General features: G+C 70.6%; 12 protein-coding genes. 6 read left to right on the top strand and 6 right to left on the bottom strand.

Annotation, left to right across the window (positions count from 1 at the left end):
- Window position 1: 1 nt before the first annotated feature.
- On the bottom strand, window positions 2-538 hold the full coding sequence (locus RNB18_RS45715) for an NUDIX domain-containing protein (RefSeq protein WP_311720057.1): 537 nt from the start codon (window positions 536-538) through the stop codon (window positions 2-4).
- A 135-nt stretch (window positions 539-673) separates the two neighbouring features.
- Between RNB18_RS45715 and RNB18_RS45710 the strand changes: the two genes are divergently transcribed.
- The 5 genes from RNB18_RS45710 (at window position 674) to glpK (ending at window position 6,722) form a co-directional block, all read left to right on the top strand.
- A complete protein-coding gene (locus tag RNB18_RS45710) occupies window positions 674-1,099 on the top strand; it encodes a Zn-ribbon domain-containing OB-fold protein (protein WP_311720073.1) in 426 nt (141 codons plus the stop codon).
- Window positions 1,096-2,286 (top strand): lipid-transfer protein, encoded by a 1,191-nt coding sequence (locus RNB18_RS45705; RefSeq protein WP_311720072.1) that lies wholly within the window; start codon window positions 1,096-1,098, stop codon window positions 2,284-2,286. The genes RNB18_RS45710 and RNB18_RS45705 overlap by 4 nt, the downstream gene beginning before the upstream one ends.
- 106 nt (window positions 2,287-2,392) lie before the next feature.
- Window positions 2,393-4,042: a GGDEF domain-containing protein gene (locus RNB18_RS45700; RefSeq protein WP_311720056.1), complete on the top strand. Its 1,650-nt coding sequence runs from the start codon at window positions 2,393-2,395 to the stop codon at window positions 4,040-4,042.
- A gap of 360 nt (window positions 4,043-4,402) precedes the next feature.
- Window positions 4,403-5,128, top strand: coding sequence for an MIP/aquaporin family protein (locus RNB18_RS45695; RefSeq protein ID WP_311720055.1), 726 nt, complete (start codon window positions 4,403-4,405; stop codon window positions 5,126-5,128).
- Between the two features lie 82 nt (window positions 5,129-5,210).
- A complete protein-coding gene (glpK, locus tag RNB18_RS45690; protein ID WP_311720054.1) occupies window positions 5,211-6,722 on the top strand; it encodes a glycerol kinase GlpK in 1,512 nt (503 codons plus the stop codon).
- 71 nt (window positions 6,723-6,793) lie between these two features.
- Here the strand turns inward: glpK and RNB18_RS45685 are convergent, their stop codons facing one another.
- From RNB18_RS45685 to RNB18_RS45665, 5 genes are all read right to left on the bottom strand, one after another.
- On the bottom strand, window positions 6,794-7,399 hold the full coding sequence (locus RNB18_RS45685; protein ID WP_311720053.1) for a GTP-binding protein: 606 nt from the start codon (window positions 7,397-7,399) through the stop codon (window positions 6,794-6,796).
- Window positions 7,380-11,015, bottom strand: a complete 3,636-nt coding sequence (locus tag RNB18_RS45680) for a hydantoinase B/oxoprolinase family protein (RefSeq protein WP_311720052.1) — start codon at window positions 11,013-11,015, stop codon at window positions 7,380-7,382. Before RNB18_RS45680 ends, RNB18_RS45685 begins: the two co-directional genes overlap by 20 nt.
- Window positions 11,016-11,300: 285 nt before the next feature.
- Window positions 11,301-11,696, bottom strand: coding sequence for a DUF742 domain-containing protein (locus RNB18_RS45675; protein ID WP_266525907.1), 396 nt, complete (start codon window positions 11,694-11,696; stop codon window positions 11,301-11,303).
- 9 nt (window positions 11,697-11,705) lie between these two features.
- Complete coding sequence (locus tag RNB18_RS45670; protein ID WP_057614086.1) at window positions 11,706-12,128, bottom strand: roadblock/LC7 domain-containing protein; 423 nt, start codon at window positions 12,126-12,128, stop codon at window positions 11,706-11,708.
- Window positions 12,125-15,172, bottom strand: coding sequence for a sensor histidine kinase (locus RNB18_RS45665; protein ID WP_311720051.1), 3,048 nt, complete (start codon window positions 15,170-15,172; stop codon window positions 12,125-12,127). Before RNB18_RS45665 ends, RNB18_RS45670 begins: the two co-directional genes overlap by 4 nt.
- 430 nt (window positions 15,173-15,602) lie before the next feature.
- Here RNB18_RS45665 and RNB18_RS45660 point away from each other — a divergent pair, with 430 nt between their 5' ends.
- A complete protein-coding gene (locus tag RNB18_RS45660; RefSeq protein ID WP_311720071.1) occupies window positions 15,603-16,142 on the top strand; it encodes a hypothetical protein in 540 nt (179 codons plus the stop codon).
- Window positions 16,143-16,173 lie beyond the last annotated feature (31 nt).

Below are 16,173 nucleotides of genomic sequence, written 5' to 3'. Positions count from 1 at the left end.
ATCAGACGTAGCGGCCCTCGAACCAGGCCCGTACGGCCAGCGTGTGCAGCGGGAAGGCGAGCTCTTCCGGCCTGCGCAGGAGGTGCCAGCCCTCCGTCTCGTCGGTGGCGGCGGGCTGCGGGAGGCCGTCGGCGGGACGCTCCGGCAACACCCCGAACAGCAGCAGGTGCCCGTCGGGCGAGCTCAGCGCGTCGACGAGCCGCACGTCGCGGCTCGCCGCGTCGATGCCGGTCTCTTCCTTGAGTTCGCGGACCAGGGCGTGCCGCCAGTCCTCACGGTCGTCGAGGTAACCGCCGGGCAGGGCTATGCCTCCGCGCGCGGGGGCGATGGTTCGGGTGATGACGACCAGGGCGGTGCCCTGTGTGTCGTACACGGGCTGGAGTGCGACGGCGACCGGCAGGGGGTTGCGGTAGGCCACCGTGTTGCAGGCGGGACAGGTGCGGGGCCAGCCCGCGACGCCCTCTCCGTAGGGCGCTCCGCAGCTCGAACAGTGGGAGTCGGGCGCGGAGTTGGGGATGGAGTGCTGAGTTTCGGACACGCGGCGGACTGTATCTGATCACCGGGTGCTCCGGTTCCGTTGGGCCCTCTGCCTCTTTGCGGCCGCCCGTGCGACACTTCTGACGTTCCGTCAGATTCGGCCCGGGGAGGGGTCTTGCCGCGCACACGCACACCTGTGGTCACCGGGTGGTTCGCCGGTGAGGGAGACGACTTCACGCTTCTCGGGACCCGCTGCTCCGCCTGCGCGTCGGTCTTCTTCCCGCGCGAGGACAGTCACTGTCGCAACCCCGGATGCGACAGTGGCGATCTGGCGGAGATTCCCCTTTCGCGGCGCGGTCGCGTCTGGTCGTACACGGACAGCCGGTACCGGCCTCCGTCACCGTATGTGACTGCACCGGAACTTCCGTGGGAGCCGTACACGTTGATCGCTGTGGAGCTGGCCGCCGAGCGGATCGTGGTGCTGGGGCAGGCGGTTCCCGGGGTCACCGTCGCCGACCTGGCGCTGGGCGCGGAGGTGGAGGTCGTCCCCGGTGTGCTCCATGAGGACGACGAGACGGTGTGGACGACATGGCACTGGCGGCCGACGGGGGTGACGGCATGACGGCAGAGGTGGCGGTGCTCGGCGCGGGCATGCACCCGTGGGGCAAATGGGGGCGCGGGTTCGTCGAGTACGGCGTGGCGGCCGCCCGCGCGGCACTGGCCGACGCGGGCCTCGAGTGGCGGGACGTCGGCTCGATCGTCGGCGCGGACACCGTGCGGGGCGGTTATCCGGGCTATGTGGCAGGGGCGACCTTCGCCAAGGCACTCGGCTGGCAGGGGGCCCGTGTCACCAGCGTGTACGCGGCGTGCGCGTCCGGGGCGCAGGCGGTTGCCGCCGCGCGGGCACAGATCCTCGCGGGACTGGCCGACGTGGTGCTCGTGGTGGGCGCCGATGCCGCACCGAAGGGGTTCTTCCGCCCCGCGGGCGGCGACCGGCCCGACGATCCGGACTGGCTGCGCTTCCGGGTCCTCGGCGCGACCAACCCGACGTACTTCGGGCTGTACGCGCGGCGGCGCATGGCCGTGCACGGGGACACGGTGGAGGACTTCGCTCAGGTCAAGGTGAAGAACGCGGCCATGGGGGCGCTGAATCCGTATGCGCGGTACCGCAAGCGGGTGAGCGCGGAAGAGGTCGCGGCCTCCGCCGTCGTGGCGGACCCGCTGCGGCTGCTCGACATATGCGCCACCTCGGACGGCGGTGCGGCGCTCGTGCTTTCCAGCATGGAGTTCGCGCGCCGGAGGGGTGTGGCCGAGCCCGTGCGGATCCGGGCGGTGTCGACGGTGACACCGACGTATCCGAACACGGTGCTGGACCTGCCGGACATCGCGACGGACTCCGCCGCCGCGGTCGAGCCCGCCGCCGGGACGTTCCGTGCGTCGATCGCACGCGTGGCCTACGAGGAGGCCGGCGTCGGGCCGGAGGATCTCTCCCTCGCCGAGGTCTACGACCTGTCCACGGCCCTGGAGTTGCAGTGGTACGAGGACCTCGGACTGTGCGGAGAGGGCGAGGGCGCGAAGCTCCTGCGCGAGGGGGCGACGGCACCGGGAGGGCGCGTACCCGTCAACATGAGCGGCGGACTCGCCTCCTTCGGCGAGGCGGTCCCGGCCCAGGCGATCGCCCAGGTGTGCGAACTGACCTGGCAGTTGCGGGGGGACGCGGGTGCCCGGCAGGTCGAGCACCCGCGCGTGGGGATCACCGCCAACCAGGGGCTGTTCGGACACGGGTCGGCAGTGATCGCCATCAGGTGATCGGAGGGAAAGGGGTTTCTCATACGCTCGGTGAGCGACCCGGAATCCTGCGTGAACGTCTCATGAACTGCGCTTGGGCATGCGCGAATGACGCCATCATGCTCCCGTGCACTCCTGGACGGACACTCTCCGCTTCGCCTTCCAACCGGTGGTCAATCTGGCCACTGGCGGAGTCGCAGGGCTGGAGATACTCGCCCGTCCGGAGACCGGCGACATCCTGGCGGAGGCCCGCCGCGACCCCGAACTCGACGGTCAGCTCGTCGTGTTGGCGCTACGGGCGGCAGTGCGCAGGGAAACCTTGCTGCCGCTGCACGTCAACGTGTTCGCGGGCACGCTCGCCGACCTCGGCGGCCTCACCCCGCTGCACCACGCCGTACGTGAGGCGGGACGGCTGCCGTGGGAGGTCACGATCGACGTGGGTCCGCCGTACACGCATGTGCCGCATCAGGCGCTGCTGGAGGCACTCGCCGAACTGCGGGGACAGGGCTTCCGGATCAGCGCGGACGGCGTGGGGGACGGGGACGTGCCACTGAGACTGCTTGTCGACATGTCGCCCGATCTCGTGAAGCTCGACACCTCGCTGTTGGTCCGGCCTTCGGCGGTACGGGCGATGCGGACCCTGTGCGACGAACTCGGCGCGCTCCTCTGTGTCGAGGGCGTGGAGACGGAACTGCAGTACGGGGCCGCGCTGTCGGCCGGCGCGCAGCTGGCCCAGGGCACGCTGTTCGCGCCGCCGTCCCGGCTTCCCGCGGCGGAGGTGTACGTTCCGCCCCCCTCCCCCGCTGACGGGCCGCCACCGCGGCCGGGTCCTTCGGTACGGGAGTTCGTGCGCCCCGCCGCGTTGTTGCCGGCCACCGCCTCCGCGGGTCAGGTGCGGGCGCTGCTGACCGGAGCGCCCGACGTGTCGGGGGTGCTGCTCGTGGACAGAACCGGCGTGCCGATCCGCTCGGTGCACCGGTCACGATTCCTGCTGTCGATGTCGGGCCGCTACGGACACGCCCTGTACGCCGAACGCCCTGCGGCCAAGCTCGGCGATCCACCACGGACGGTGGGAATCGACGCCACCGCGTGGGAGGTCCTGGACGTGGTCGCCGTGGGCGACCGGGACCGTACGTCGGACGACGTGGCCGTGGTCGACCGGCACGGCCGCTGCGTGGGTGTCGTACGGCTCGCGGATCTCGTACGCGCGCTGAGCGAGACCCGGGTGGAGGAGGCGGCCGGCCTCAATCCGCTGACGCGGCTGCCGGGCTCGGACGCGATCACGGGTGAGGTGGACCAGCGTATCGCGGCCGGGCGGACGTTCGCGCTGAGCTGGCTGGACGTCGACCACTTCAAGCAGGTCAACGACGGGGCCGGGTTCGCGGCGGGCGACGAGCTCATCCGCGCGGTGGGACGATTGCTGCAGCACGCGGCGACCGGCACCGCGCGCGTGGGGCACATCGGCGGGGACGACTTCCTGGTGCTGGCGGACCCGCAGGAGCTGGCTCCGCTGGCCGCCGCCGTGCTGGACGCGCCCTGGGCCACGGGCGGGCGGCCCGTGACACTGTCCCTGGCCACCGTGGAGTGCGTGCCCGGCAGTGTGGCTGACCACAGGGAGGCGGCCGCGTGTCTGGCGCCACTGAAGAAGGCCGCGAAGGCGCTCAGCGGGGCGAGTTGGGTCGTGGGGCGGGCAGGGCTGCCTGGGCACGAGATCCGGCGCGCAGCGGGCGCGGAGGCCCCTTCGGGGTATGCGGTGGCGGAGCCGGGGAGCGGCTGAACGCACGGCCGGTGAGCGCCGTTCGGCTCAGGCCGATCCTGCCCGTTGGTCGAGGCGGTTCGGCCGCCCGTCCCAACCGTTGCCGTCGGCGACCTTGACGCCCCCCGGGGCCCGGTGAACACTTCCGGTGTCAGTCGACATCGCCGTACATTCTCGGCGTATCCAGGCACCACGCCGCGCGGGCCCCCCACGTGCTCAGGCCCATTCCCCCACGGGCGATTCGGCTGCGACGGCACGCTCGTCGCGGACGCCGGGCGGGGCGCGGGATTCTCCCTGCCCTCGGCAGTTCGCCAAAGGGAACCGCAACCCTGCACGGAGGACCGGGGCGGGAACGTCCCGGGCCAGGGCCTAGGAGCCGCCATGAGCAACGGAGACGTATTCCTCGGCGAGGTCATCGGTACGGCGATTCTGATCCTCTTCGGCGCCGGCGTGGTCGCTGCCGTCGTACTCAACTATTCCAAGGCGAAGGACTCCGGCTGGGTCGTCATCGCGTTCGGCTGGGGCTTCGGCGTACTCGCCGGGGCGTACACCGCCGCACCGCTGTCCGGCGGGCACCTCAACCCGGCCGTGACCCTCGGGATCGCCATCGACACCGGGGACTGGGACCAGGTTCCCCTCTACATCGCCGGTCAGATGGTCGGCGCGATGCTCGGGGCGGTCCTGTGCTGGCTGGTCTACTTCGCGCAGTTCCAGGCCAACGCCGAGGAGGAGATCGCCCAGCCGACGCTCGGGATCTTCTCCACCGCGCCCGCGATCCGCCACCCCGTGGCGAACCTGGTCACGGAGATCATCGCGACGATCGGCCTGGTCCTGCCGATCCTGGCCTTCGGCCTCACCAAGGGACTCGGCGAGTCCGGTACCGCGGTCCTCGTCGTCGCCTTCCTGGTCGTCGGCATCGGTCTGTCGCTCGGCGGACCCACCGGATACGCCATCAACCCGGCCCGTGACCTGGGCCCGCGCATCGTCCACGCCCTGCTGCCGATTCCCAACAAGGGCACCTCGGACTGGAGTTACGCGTGGATCCCGGTGGTGGGACCGCTCATCGGCGGGGCGCTGGCCGGGGTGATCTTCAACGCAGCCTTCTGAACACAGCCCTTGTGAAACGCAGCCCCCGTGAAACGCAGCCCGTGAAACGCAGCCTTGTGCAGGAACCGACGAAGGGGACGTCATGACGGACAAGTTCGTCGCCGCTATCGACCAGGGCACCACCTCCAGCCGCTGCATCATCTTCAACCAGGACGGCGCGATCGTCGCCGTCGACCAGCGCGAACACCGCCAGATCTTCCCCAAGCCCGGCTGGGTGGAGCACGACGCCACCGAGATCTGGTCCAAGGTGCAGGCCGTCGTCGCCGGGGCGATCGCCAAAGCCGGGCTGCGGGCCGACCAGCTCAGCGCGCTCGGCATCACCAACCAGCGCGAGACGACGGTCCTGTGGGACCGCGCGACGGGCAAGCCCGTACACAACGCGATCGTGTGGCAGGACACCCGCACCGCGGCGCTGACCAGGCAACTCGGCGGCTCCGACGGGCAGGACCGTTTCCGCGAGCAGACCGGGCTGCCGCTGGCCACCTATTTCTCGGGACCGAAGGCGGCCTGGCTGCTGGACAACGTGCCGGGGCTGCGCGCACGCGCCGAGAACGGTGAGATCGCCTTCGGCACCATCGACTCCTGGCTGATCTGGAACCTCACCGGCGGCACGGACGGCGGGCAGCACGTCACCGACGTGACGAACGCCGGACGGACCATGCTGATGAACCTGGAGACCCTCCAGTGGGATCAGTCCATCCTGTCCGCGATGAACGTGCCCGACGCCGTCCTGCCCGAGATCAAGTCGTCCGCCGAGGTCTACGGCACCGCGGTCGGCCAACTGGCGGGCGTACCCGTGGCGTCCGCGCTGGGCGACCAGCAGGCCGCGGTGTTCGGGCAGGCCTGCTACGACGTGGGCACGGCGAAGAACACGTACGGCACGGGCTCCTTCCTGCTGCTCAACACGGGCAATCGGCCGGTCCCTTCGAAGAACGGCCTGCTGACGACGATGGGCTACAAGATCGGCAGTGAGGCGCCGGTGTACTGCCTGGAGGGGTCGATTGCCATCACGGGCGCGCTGGTCCAGTGGTTCCGCGATCAGCTCGGCATCATCCGTACCGCCGACGAGATCGAACCCCTGGCGGCGAGTGTCGAGGACAACGGCGGCGCGTACATCGTGCCCGCCTTCTCCGGCCTGTTCGCGCCCTACTGGCGCTCCGACGCACGCGGTGTCGTCACGGGTCTCACGCGGTACGTCACCAAGGCGCACCTCGCGCGCGCGGTGCTCGAAGCGACGAGCTGGCAGACGCGCGAGGTCGTGGACGCCATGTACCAGGACTCCGGGGTGCAGATCACCACCCTGAAGGTGGACGGCGGCATGACCAAGAACAACCTGCTCATGCAGCACCAGGCCGATGTGCTCGACGTGCCGGTGGTCCGGCCGAAGGTCTCCGAGACCACCTGCCTGGGTGCCGCGTACGCGGCCGGGCTCGCCACAGGCGTGTGGAACGACCTCGACGAACTGAAGTCCCACTGGCAGAAGGACGTCGAGTGGACGCCGAACATGGAGGCGTCCGTCCGGGACCGTCAGTACCACAACTGGCGCAAGGCCGTGGAGAAGAGCTTCGGCTGGGAAGAGGACGGCGAGAACTAGGCCCGCGCGCGTGGTGCCGAAAAGCCGCGGCCCGTACCCCTGTCGGCGGGGGTACGGGTCGCACCCGTGTCTCAGGTGGTGATGCTCTGACGGCGCCGCGCCGAGTACGCCATGGCGTGCTGGACGACGCCCACCAGGACGTCCTTGACCGACTGCTTGTGCCGCGCGTCGCACAGCACGATCGGTACGTCCTCGTCGAGGTCGAGGGCCTGGCGTACATCCTCCTCGGGGTAACGGATCGCTCCGTCGAAGCAGTTGACGCCGACGAGGAAGGGTATGGAGCGCCGCTCGAAGTAGTCGATGGCCGCGAAGCAGTCCTCCAGGCGGCGGGTGTCGGCAAGCACGACGGCTCCGAGGGCACCTTCGGAGAGCTCGTCCCACATGAACCAGAACCGTTCCTGCCCGGGTGTGCCGAACAGGTACAGCACCAGGTCTTCGCGCAGGGTGATGCGTCCGAAGTCCATGGCGACGGTGGTGGTGCGCTTGCCCTCGACACCGCTCGTGTCGTCGACGGGGCGTCCTGCCTCGGTCAGCAGTTCCTCGGTGCGCAGCGGCCTGATCTCGCTGACCGCGCCCACGAACGTGGTCTTGCCCACGCCGAAGCCGCCGGCCACCAGGATCTTGAGCGTGACGGGCTCGACCGGGGGCTTGCCGCGCTCAGAACGCCCGAAGATCATTGGTCTCTTCTCCTGCTTGCTGGGGGTGTTGGGTCGACGGCGGGCCATAGCCTCCGCCGCCGGGGGTCTCGATGACGAGTACGTCGCCGGGGCCGACGTCCGCCGAGTCACGACCGGCGAGTTCGGTGACCGTACCGTCCGCGTGCTCCACGCGGTTGGCGCCCAACGCACCGGGCTCGCCGCCCGCCATGCCGTACGGGGGCACCCTACGGTGCTGGGACAGGGTGGAGACCGTCATGGGCTCGTGGAACCGGATGCGGCGTACGGCACCGTCTCCGCCGTGCCACCTTCCGGCGCCGCCGCTGCCGGGGCGCAGCGCGAACTCGTCGAGCTGTACGGGCAGTCGCCATTCCAGGACCTCGGGGTCCGTGAGCCGCGAGTTGGTCATGTGGGTCTGGACCGCGGGCGCGCCGGGGAAGCCTTCGCCCGCGCCGGACCCGGAGGCCACGGTCTCGTAGTACTGGTGGCGTTCGTTGCCGAAGGTGATGTTGTTCATGGTGCCGGAGCCCTCGGCCTGGACACCGAGCGCCGCATACAGGGCGCCCGTGATGGCCTGCGAGGTCTCCACGTTGCCCGCCACAACGGCGGCCGGCGGCTCGGGCGCCAGCATGGAGCCGGGCGGTACGACGATGTCCAGCGGGCGCAGACAGCCGTCGTTGAGCGGGATGTCGTCGTCGACGAGCGTCCGGAACACATACAGGACAGCCGCGTTGACCACCGCGAAGGGCGCGTTGAAGTTGGTGGTCAGCTGGGCGGACGTACCGGTGAAGTCGACGGTGGCGGAGCGGTTTTCGCGGTCCACGCGCACCTGTACGTGGATGACGGCGCCCGAGTCGGTCTCGTAGGCGTACTCGCCGTCGTCCAGGACGTCGATCACCCGGCGCACGGCCTCTTCGGCGTTGTCCTGGACGTGCTTCATGTACGCCTGGACGACGTCGAGACCGAAGTTCTCGATCATGCGGCCGACTTCGTCGACGCCCTTGCGGTTGGCGGCGATCTGGGCGCGGAGGTCGGCGAGATTTGTCTCCGGATTGCGGGAGGGGTACGGCGCCTCGGTGAGCAGTCGGAGGGTCTCCTCCTCACGGAAGCGGCCGTTCTCCGCGAGCAGCCAGTTGTCGAAGAGGACGCCCTCCTCCTCGATGGTGCTGCTGTCGGCGGGCATGGAGCCGGGGGCGATGCCGCCGATCTCGGCGTGATGGCCGCGGGAAGCGACGTAGAAGAGGATCCTCTGGTCACTCTCCGTGGCATTCGCATCGAACACCGGGGTGATCACGGTGACGTCGGGCAGGTGAGTACCGCCGTGGTACGGGTCGTTGACCGCGTAGGTGTCCCCGGGGTTCATGGACGGACCGCGCCTGCGGATGACCTCCTGGACGCTGGTGCCCATGGAGCCCAGGTGGACGGGGATGTGTGGGGCGTTGGCCACCAGGTTTCCGTCCGGGTCGAAGAGCGCGCAGGAGAAGTCCAGGCGTTCCTTGATGTTGACGGACTGGGCCGTGGACTCCAGCCGGGCGCCCATCTGTTCGGCGATGGACATGAAGAGATTGTTGAAGACCTCAAGCAGAACCGGGTCGGCTTCTGTGTCGAGATCGGAACTCTCCGTAATCGTCACGCGTTCCATGACCAGATGCCCGTCGTCGGTCGTCGCGGCCCGCCAGCCGTCGTCGACGACGGTCGTCGCACTGGTCTCGGTGATGATCGCGGGGCCGGTGACGGTCTCGCCGGGAGGCAGGTCCTCGCGGCGGTGGAGGGGGACGTCGCGCCAGGCGCCGGCCGTATGGAGGCGGACGGTGCCGGGGGCGGTGGGACTGCCCTGGTAGAGGGCCAGGGCGGAGAGATCGGGGGGGTCGGTGATGCCGGTGGCTTCGACGGAGAGGGCTTCGACGACGAGCGGGCGGTCGAGGGTGAAGGAGTACGTGGCGCGATGACGTTCCTCGAAGGCGTGCCTCATCGCGGTCGGCTCGGTCAGTTCGACGGTGAGAGGGGTGTCGGTGCCGTCGTATCGGAGCTGGGCACGGCGGGTGACCTGGATTCGGTTCTCGGGGACGTCCTCGGCGCGGAGTTCGGCGCGGGCGGCGCTTTCCAGGTCGGCGGCGGTCTTGAGGACGCCGGACATGGCGGCGGGCTCCAGGGGGGCCTCGACGGACTGTTCACGCATGGCCGTGGTGTCGGCGAGTCCGATGCCGAGCGCGGAGAGGACACCGGCCATGGGCGGCACCAGGACCGTGCGCATGCCGAGCGAGTCGGCGACCATGCACGCGTGCTGGCCACCCGCCCCGCCGAAGGTGGTGAGGGCGTAGCGGGTGACGTCGTGGCCCTTCTGGACGGAGATCCGCTTGACGGCGTTGGCGATGTTGGCGACGGCGATCTGGAGGTACCCCTCGGCGACCTGTTCGGGAGTGCGGTCGTCACCGGTCCGCTCGCGGATCTCGCGGGCGAGGGCGGTGAAGCGGTCGCGGACGAGTTCGGCGTCGAGGGGCTGGTCGCCGTCCGGGCCGAACACCCTGGGGAAGTGGGCGGGTTGGATGCGGCCGAGCATCACGTTGGCGTCGGTGACGGCAAGCGGGCCGCCGCCCCGGTAGCAGGCGGGGCCCGGGTCCGCGCCCGCCGAGTCCGGCCCTACGCGGTAGCGGGAGCCGTCGAAGTGCAGGACCGAACCGCCGCCGGCCGCGACGGTGTGGATGTCCAGCATGGGGGCGCGCAGCCGGACACCGGCGATCTGGGTGGTGAAGACGCGTTCGTACTCGCCCGCGAAGTGCGAGACGTCGGTGGAGGTGCCGCCCATGTCGAAGCCGATGACCCGGTCGAAACCGGCCAGTTGGGACATGCGGGCCATCCCGACGATGCCGCCGGCGGGGCCGGAGAGGATGGCGTCCTTGCCGCGGAACTGCCGGGCTTCGGCGAGACCGCCGTTCGACTGCATGAACATCAGCCGCACGCCTTCGAGTTCGTCCGCGACGTGCCGGACGTATCGGCGCAGCACCGGCGACAGGTAGGCGTCGACGACGGCGGTGTCCCCGCGCGGGACGAGCTTCATCAGCGGGCTGACCTCGCTGGAGAGCGAGATCTGCGGAAAGCCGGTACGGGCGGCGAGCTGTCCGATCGCCTGCTCGTGGGCGGGGTGGAGGTGGCTGTGCATGCAGACCACGGCGACGGCCCGGATTCCGTCGTCGTACGCCTCTTGCAGGGGACCGGCGAGGGCGTCCAGGTCGAGCGCGCGCAGCACCGTGCCGTCGGCGGCGACGCGCTCGTCGGCCTCCACGACCCGCTCGTGGAGGAGCTCGGGGAGTTCGATGCGGCGGGCGAAGATGCGGGGGCGGTTCTGGTAGGCGATGCGCAGGGCGTCGCGGAAGCCGCGGGTGATGACGAGGAGGGTGCGCTCCCCCTTGCGTTCCAGCAGGGCGTTGGTGGCGACGGTGGTGCCCATGCGGACGGCGTCGACGGGTTCCCCGGAGCCGTCCAGGAGCGCCCGGACCCCGGCGACCGCGGCGTCGGCGTAGCGGGCCGGATTCTCCGACAGCAGCTTGTGGGTGAGCAGGCGGCCGTCCGGGCGTCGCGCGACGATGTCGGTGAAGGTGCCGCCTCGGTCGACCCAGAACTGCCAGCCTGTCGTCACGTCGGTCTCCCCGATCGCACTGCTCGCAACCGTGTCCGCGGACGGGTGGGCGACCGTCCGCGGATGGTCGTCGACGATCAGTCAGATCATATCGGCAGGGGTGTGCCGGCGCCCGCCGTGGACCGGTGGGGACTCCCGGCGTGGATCCATGGCATGTGCTCGGTGTTCACCGAGGTCAGGCGCGCGCGGTGGGCGCGCCGGCCGGCGCGCCCACCGCGCCCGGACGCCGTCCGGGCGCGTCTCCCGGCACTGACGGAGCGGCCCATGGGCGGGTGGGCCAGTCGGTCACAGGGCTCTGAGGCCGTTGATCACGTCGCGCAGGATGCTCTCGTCCGGGAGCTCGGCGGGCGGCACCGGCCGGTTCACGTGGACCCACTCCGAGGCCACGAGGTCGCCTATGAGGACCCGTACGACCCCGATGGGCAGGTCGAGTTCGGAGGACAGCTCGGCAACCGACTGGGGGGTGTCCCGGCACAGGTCGACGATGTCCACATGCTCGGGGGACAGCGAGTGGTCCCCTTCGGGATCGACCGTATGGGATTCGGCCACGACGACCGCGATGAGGTCGAGACGGTGCTGCCCGGCACTCGTGGTGCGGCCGCGTGTCATGGCGTACGGACGGACCACCGGTCCGGCCTCGTCGTCGAACCAGTGGCTTCTTCCCTGACCGTCTGTGCTCATGCCATCTCACTACCCGCCCTGAGGCAGATCGGTGCGCGGGGCGGCCCCGAGATGTACACCGACCCGCTTGACCAGGAGCGTCATCTCGTACGCGACGAGGCCCACGTCCGAGTCGGCGTCCGAGAGGACGGCGAGGCAGCTGCCGTCGCCGGCGGCCGTCACGAACAGGAAGGCGTCGTCCAGTTCCACGACCGTCTGCCGGACGTTGCCCGCCTCGAAGTGGCGGCCCACGCCCTTGGCGAGGCTGTGGAACCCGGACGCCACGGCGGCGAGGTGCTCGCTGTCCTCGCGGGTCAGGTCCTTGGACACGCCGGTCGGGAGGCCGTCGCTGGAGAGCACCAGGGCCTTGCGGATGCTCGCGACGCGGTCCACCAGGTCGTCGAGGAGCCAGTTCAGCTCGCCGGACTTGTCGGTCGCCTTCGGTGCGGTCATCGACCGTCCCCCTTAGTCGTTCGTTGTGGTGCTGTGCCGCCTGGCGTGTCGTCGCCCACGGCGTTCTCCTCACGGCCACGCTGCCAGCCGCGCTGGAGCGAGGCCATTCGGCTCCGGACCTCGTCGGCGTCCCGTTCGGCGGGCTCCGCCTGGTTCTGGGGGCGCCGCTCCGGGGCCTGCTTGAGCTGGGGGGCCAGATTGGCCTGGCGGACCCGGCGGGGTAGCGGGGCGGTGCCGGAGGCGGCGTCCTGGGACCCGCGTACGGCGCCGAGGGGCGGCCTGCCCGAGCCGGATGCTCCGGAGGCGCCGCGGGCGGACTCGCCCCAGCCGGGACGTACGACGCCGTCCGGTGCGGAGCCGGCCGGGCCGCCCCTGCCGAGGGCGCCCGGAGCGGACGCGACAGGGCCGAGAGCGGGCGCGTCCGGCCTGCCGGTGGTGCCGGTGGTGTCGGTGGCGGAGTCGCCCGAGTCCGGGCCCGTGCCGCTGGACGCGATTTCGGCACGCCGGGTGCGTCGGGGCAGGACCGGAGCGCCGGACGGCCCGCCGGTTTCACGGCTCGGGGATGCCGGGGAGCTCGGTGCTTCCGTCAGCTCGTCGAGACGGTCGGCCACGCCGGTGCCCCGGCGCAGGGCCGCGGCGCGGCGGCGGCTCGGCAGCGTGGGAGGTTCGGAGCGCGCGGGACCCTGCCCCGCCGAGGGGGTCGTCTGCGGCCGGGACGCGCCCGGGCCGATGGCCGGTGGCTCGTCCGTCGCCTCGCGTCCCGTCCGCTCGTCGGTGACCGGACGTCCGTGGGAGGTGACCAGCTTGGGAGTCCGGCGTCGGGACAGTGACACCGGGGCGTCCGGGCCGCCGTCGCCGATGTCCGCCCCGTCGGTTCCCGGGGCTTCGTCGCCGACCTGGGTCAGGGAGCGGCGCGGGCGGAACAGTCCGCCACGCTCGCTGTCCTCGGAGTCGAGCACACCCGGGAAGTCGTTCAGGGTGTCCAGGTCGACAGGAGCCTCCAGTTCGACCGGGCCGTCCAGGATCGCGGGCGGCCTGCCCGCCAGTTGGGCCGGTCCCCGGGTGAGCGAGACGCGCTGGGCCTCCTCCAGTTCGGCCTCCTTCGACGGCCGGGGGCGGTCGAGACGGAAGCCGATGCCGTTGGTGTCCGGGACGTCGTCGGTCAGCAGCGCGTCGGGAATGAAGACGACGGCCGTCGTGCCGCCGTACGGCGAAGGCTGCAGCGAGACCCTGACGTTCTGCCGCTGGGCGAGACGGCTGACCACGAAAAGACCCAGCCGGTCGGTGTCGGAGAGCTCGAACTCCGGTGTCTCGGCGAGCCGGAGGTTGGCGTCCAGCAGCGCATCGGCGGCCATGCCGAGTCCTCGGTCGTGGATCTCCAGGGTGAAGCCGTTGGCGACGCGCTCGCCCAGGACCTGGACGGCGGTGTGCGGTGGGGAGAACACCGTGGCGTTCTCCAGGAGTTCGGCCACCAGATGCGTGAGGTCCGCGACGGCCGGGCCGGTCACGGCCACCCTGGGCAGCCTGCGGACCTCGATGCGCTCGTAGTCCTCGACCTCGGCGACGGCGGCGCGGACGACGTCCATGAGCTGGACGGGTTTGCGCCACTGCCGGGAGGGAGCCGCGCCGGAGAGGATCACCAGGCCTTCGGCGTGCCGGCGCATTCGGGTCGTCAGGTGGTCGAGGCGGAAGAGGTCGGCGAGCTCGTCGGTGTCCTCGGTGCGGCGCTCCATGGTGTCGAGCAGTGTGAGCTGCTTGTGCAGCAGGACCTGGCTGCGGCGGGCGAGGTTGACGAAGACCTCGGAGACCCCGGCGCGCAACTCTGCCTGCTTGACGGCGGCTTCGACGGCTGCGCGCTGGAGGGTGTTGAGGGCCTGGCCGACCTCACCCATCTCGTTCTTGTCGTACTCCAGGCGCGGGACCTCGGTCTCGACGTCCACCTGTTCGCCCACGGAAAGGCGGCGCATCACGCTGGGCAGCCGTACGCCGGAGGCCTCGTGGGCCTCCAGGCGCAGTTGCCTCAGGTCACGGATCAGGCCGCGGCCGACGCGCACGGACAGCACGAGCGAGAAGAGCAGGGCGACCAGGCCGAGGACGCCGACAACGGCCGCCTTGATGATCACGCCCATCGCGTCCGGCCGGACTCGGTCCTGGAGGCGGTCGCCCGCCTGGTCGTCGAGCTTGGCGAGTTCGTCGAGCACACTGCCCGCAGCGGTGTCCCAGCTCTTGGCGCTGACGTTGCCGACGGTGCCGGGTTCAGCACCGGCGACGGACTGCTCTGCGGAGCGCAGCGGGGCGGTGCCGGCGTTCTTCCAGAAGCGCTCGTACCGCTCGCGTTCCGACGTCGGCAGGACTCCCAGGTTGATGTCGTACAGCAGGGTCCGCTGGGCGACGAGGTCGGAGACGTCGCGGATCTCTTCGCGAGTGAGCTTGCCCACCACCAGGGCGGAGCCGAGCAGGGCGTCCTCGCGGGAGAGCAGTTCGCGGGCCCGGGTGATGTTGACCAGAGCCCGTGCCTGCTTGTCCAACTCGACGCTGTCGACGCCGTCGAGGGTGGCGAGCAGGTCGTAGGCGGGGTCGACGAGGCGGTTGTACTGGTAGAAGGCCTGGAGGCGGGTGACCGTGCCCTCCTCGACGGTGCGGCGCAGTGAGTCGATGCCGTCGAACTCGTCCAGGACAGCGGTGAGGCGTTCGTCGTCGTCCTGGTCCAGTCCGTCGCGGACATCGGGATCGCGCGCGTTCTGGCGGAACTTGGCGATGGCCTCGTCGGAGGCGTTCCTCGTGCTGCGCAGCGCGGACAGGGCGTCCGACGCGCGCGGATCAGCCAGATAGACAAGCGTCTGGCGGCGTTCCTGCTGGAGCACGCGCACGGTGTCCTCGATGGGATAACCGAGCTTCTCCGTGACCGTCGACACCTGGAACAGCTGGGCGACCTCGCGTCCCGTCAGCACCGTGGCGAAGCCCCACACCGCGATCAGGGACACCAGCGGCACGAGAAGCAGCGCCACGATCTTCCGGCGGATCGACTTCCCGCGAAAGCGCATGGCCTCCCCCAGCTCGACCCCCGCCGGCCGGGGGTACACATGTACGTCAATAAACGGCGCGAGCCTACTACCGACGCACCCGTAACTCGAAGTTGCGTCCGGAACCCGAACTTCCGCTCCGGTGTCGCGACATGGGTAGTTGTCCTCCCATTGCGGGAGATTGCCTCCTGCGAGGAGGCGGTCCGCGTCCGACCGGAACCGATCAGCCATGGCGGGTGGTTGGCTGGATTTTTTCGTTTCTTTGACGTCCTGCGGGAATCTTGAAGAGGTCTTGTTCGTCCTTCTCTTCGGGAAATGGCGGTGGTTTCGGCCACAGGAGCCGCATCTGCAACTGGGCGGCGTAAACCAGCGCAAGCCGGGCAGTCACCTTGAAGCCCGGTTTACGGACACCGGGACGAGGGGTCTGCCGGCGGTGGGGAGTGACACGGTGATGGGCACGGCGGAGCGGCAGGAGGCGCCGGGAAGCGGCGTGGAGTCGGCGGGTTCGACGGTGCCTCGGCACCGGGCGGCGCGGGTTCACGACATACCGGCGGCGTCGGATATGCCGAGCGGGCGCGGCGCGGCCCGGGAGGAGCCGTACCAGCCATTGTGGGTCGAGGAACCCGCGCGCAGGCGCCGGCTGCCGGATCCGGTGCGCAACTCCGCGGTGCGGGCGGTGCTCATCATCGCCGTGACCCTGCTTCAGGCGATGGTGGCCTTCCTGTGCACCCTGGCCGGTTCCTGGCTGGCGTTCCCGATGGTGCTCAGCAGTGTGGCCAGCACCGTGGTGGCCACCTGGGGCGCCCTGGACGTCTGGGTGACCCGCCAGGTGTGGAACCAGCGCCACGGCGTCGTGTCGACCCCGAGCAGCACAGCGCGCGCACTGCGGCGTGAGCGGCGCAAGGCCCGGCGGCAGGCGCGGGTTGCCGAGCGGACTCAGGAGCGGATACAGCGACAAGGCGGCGGCACAGGGCAGTTGTCGCACCCCTGAGCGTGTCGCACCCCTGAGCGGCTGAGCTTCC

Origin of the sequence: Streptomyces doebereineriae, assembly GCF_031845645.1 — a bacterium.
In the GTDB taxonomy this organism is placed as follows: Bacteria; Actinomycetota; Actinomycetes; order Streptomycetales; family Streptomycetaceae; genus Streptomyces; species Streptomyces canus.
This window is presented reverse-complemented; position numbering and strand designations above follow the sequence as displayed.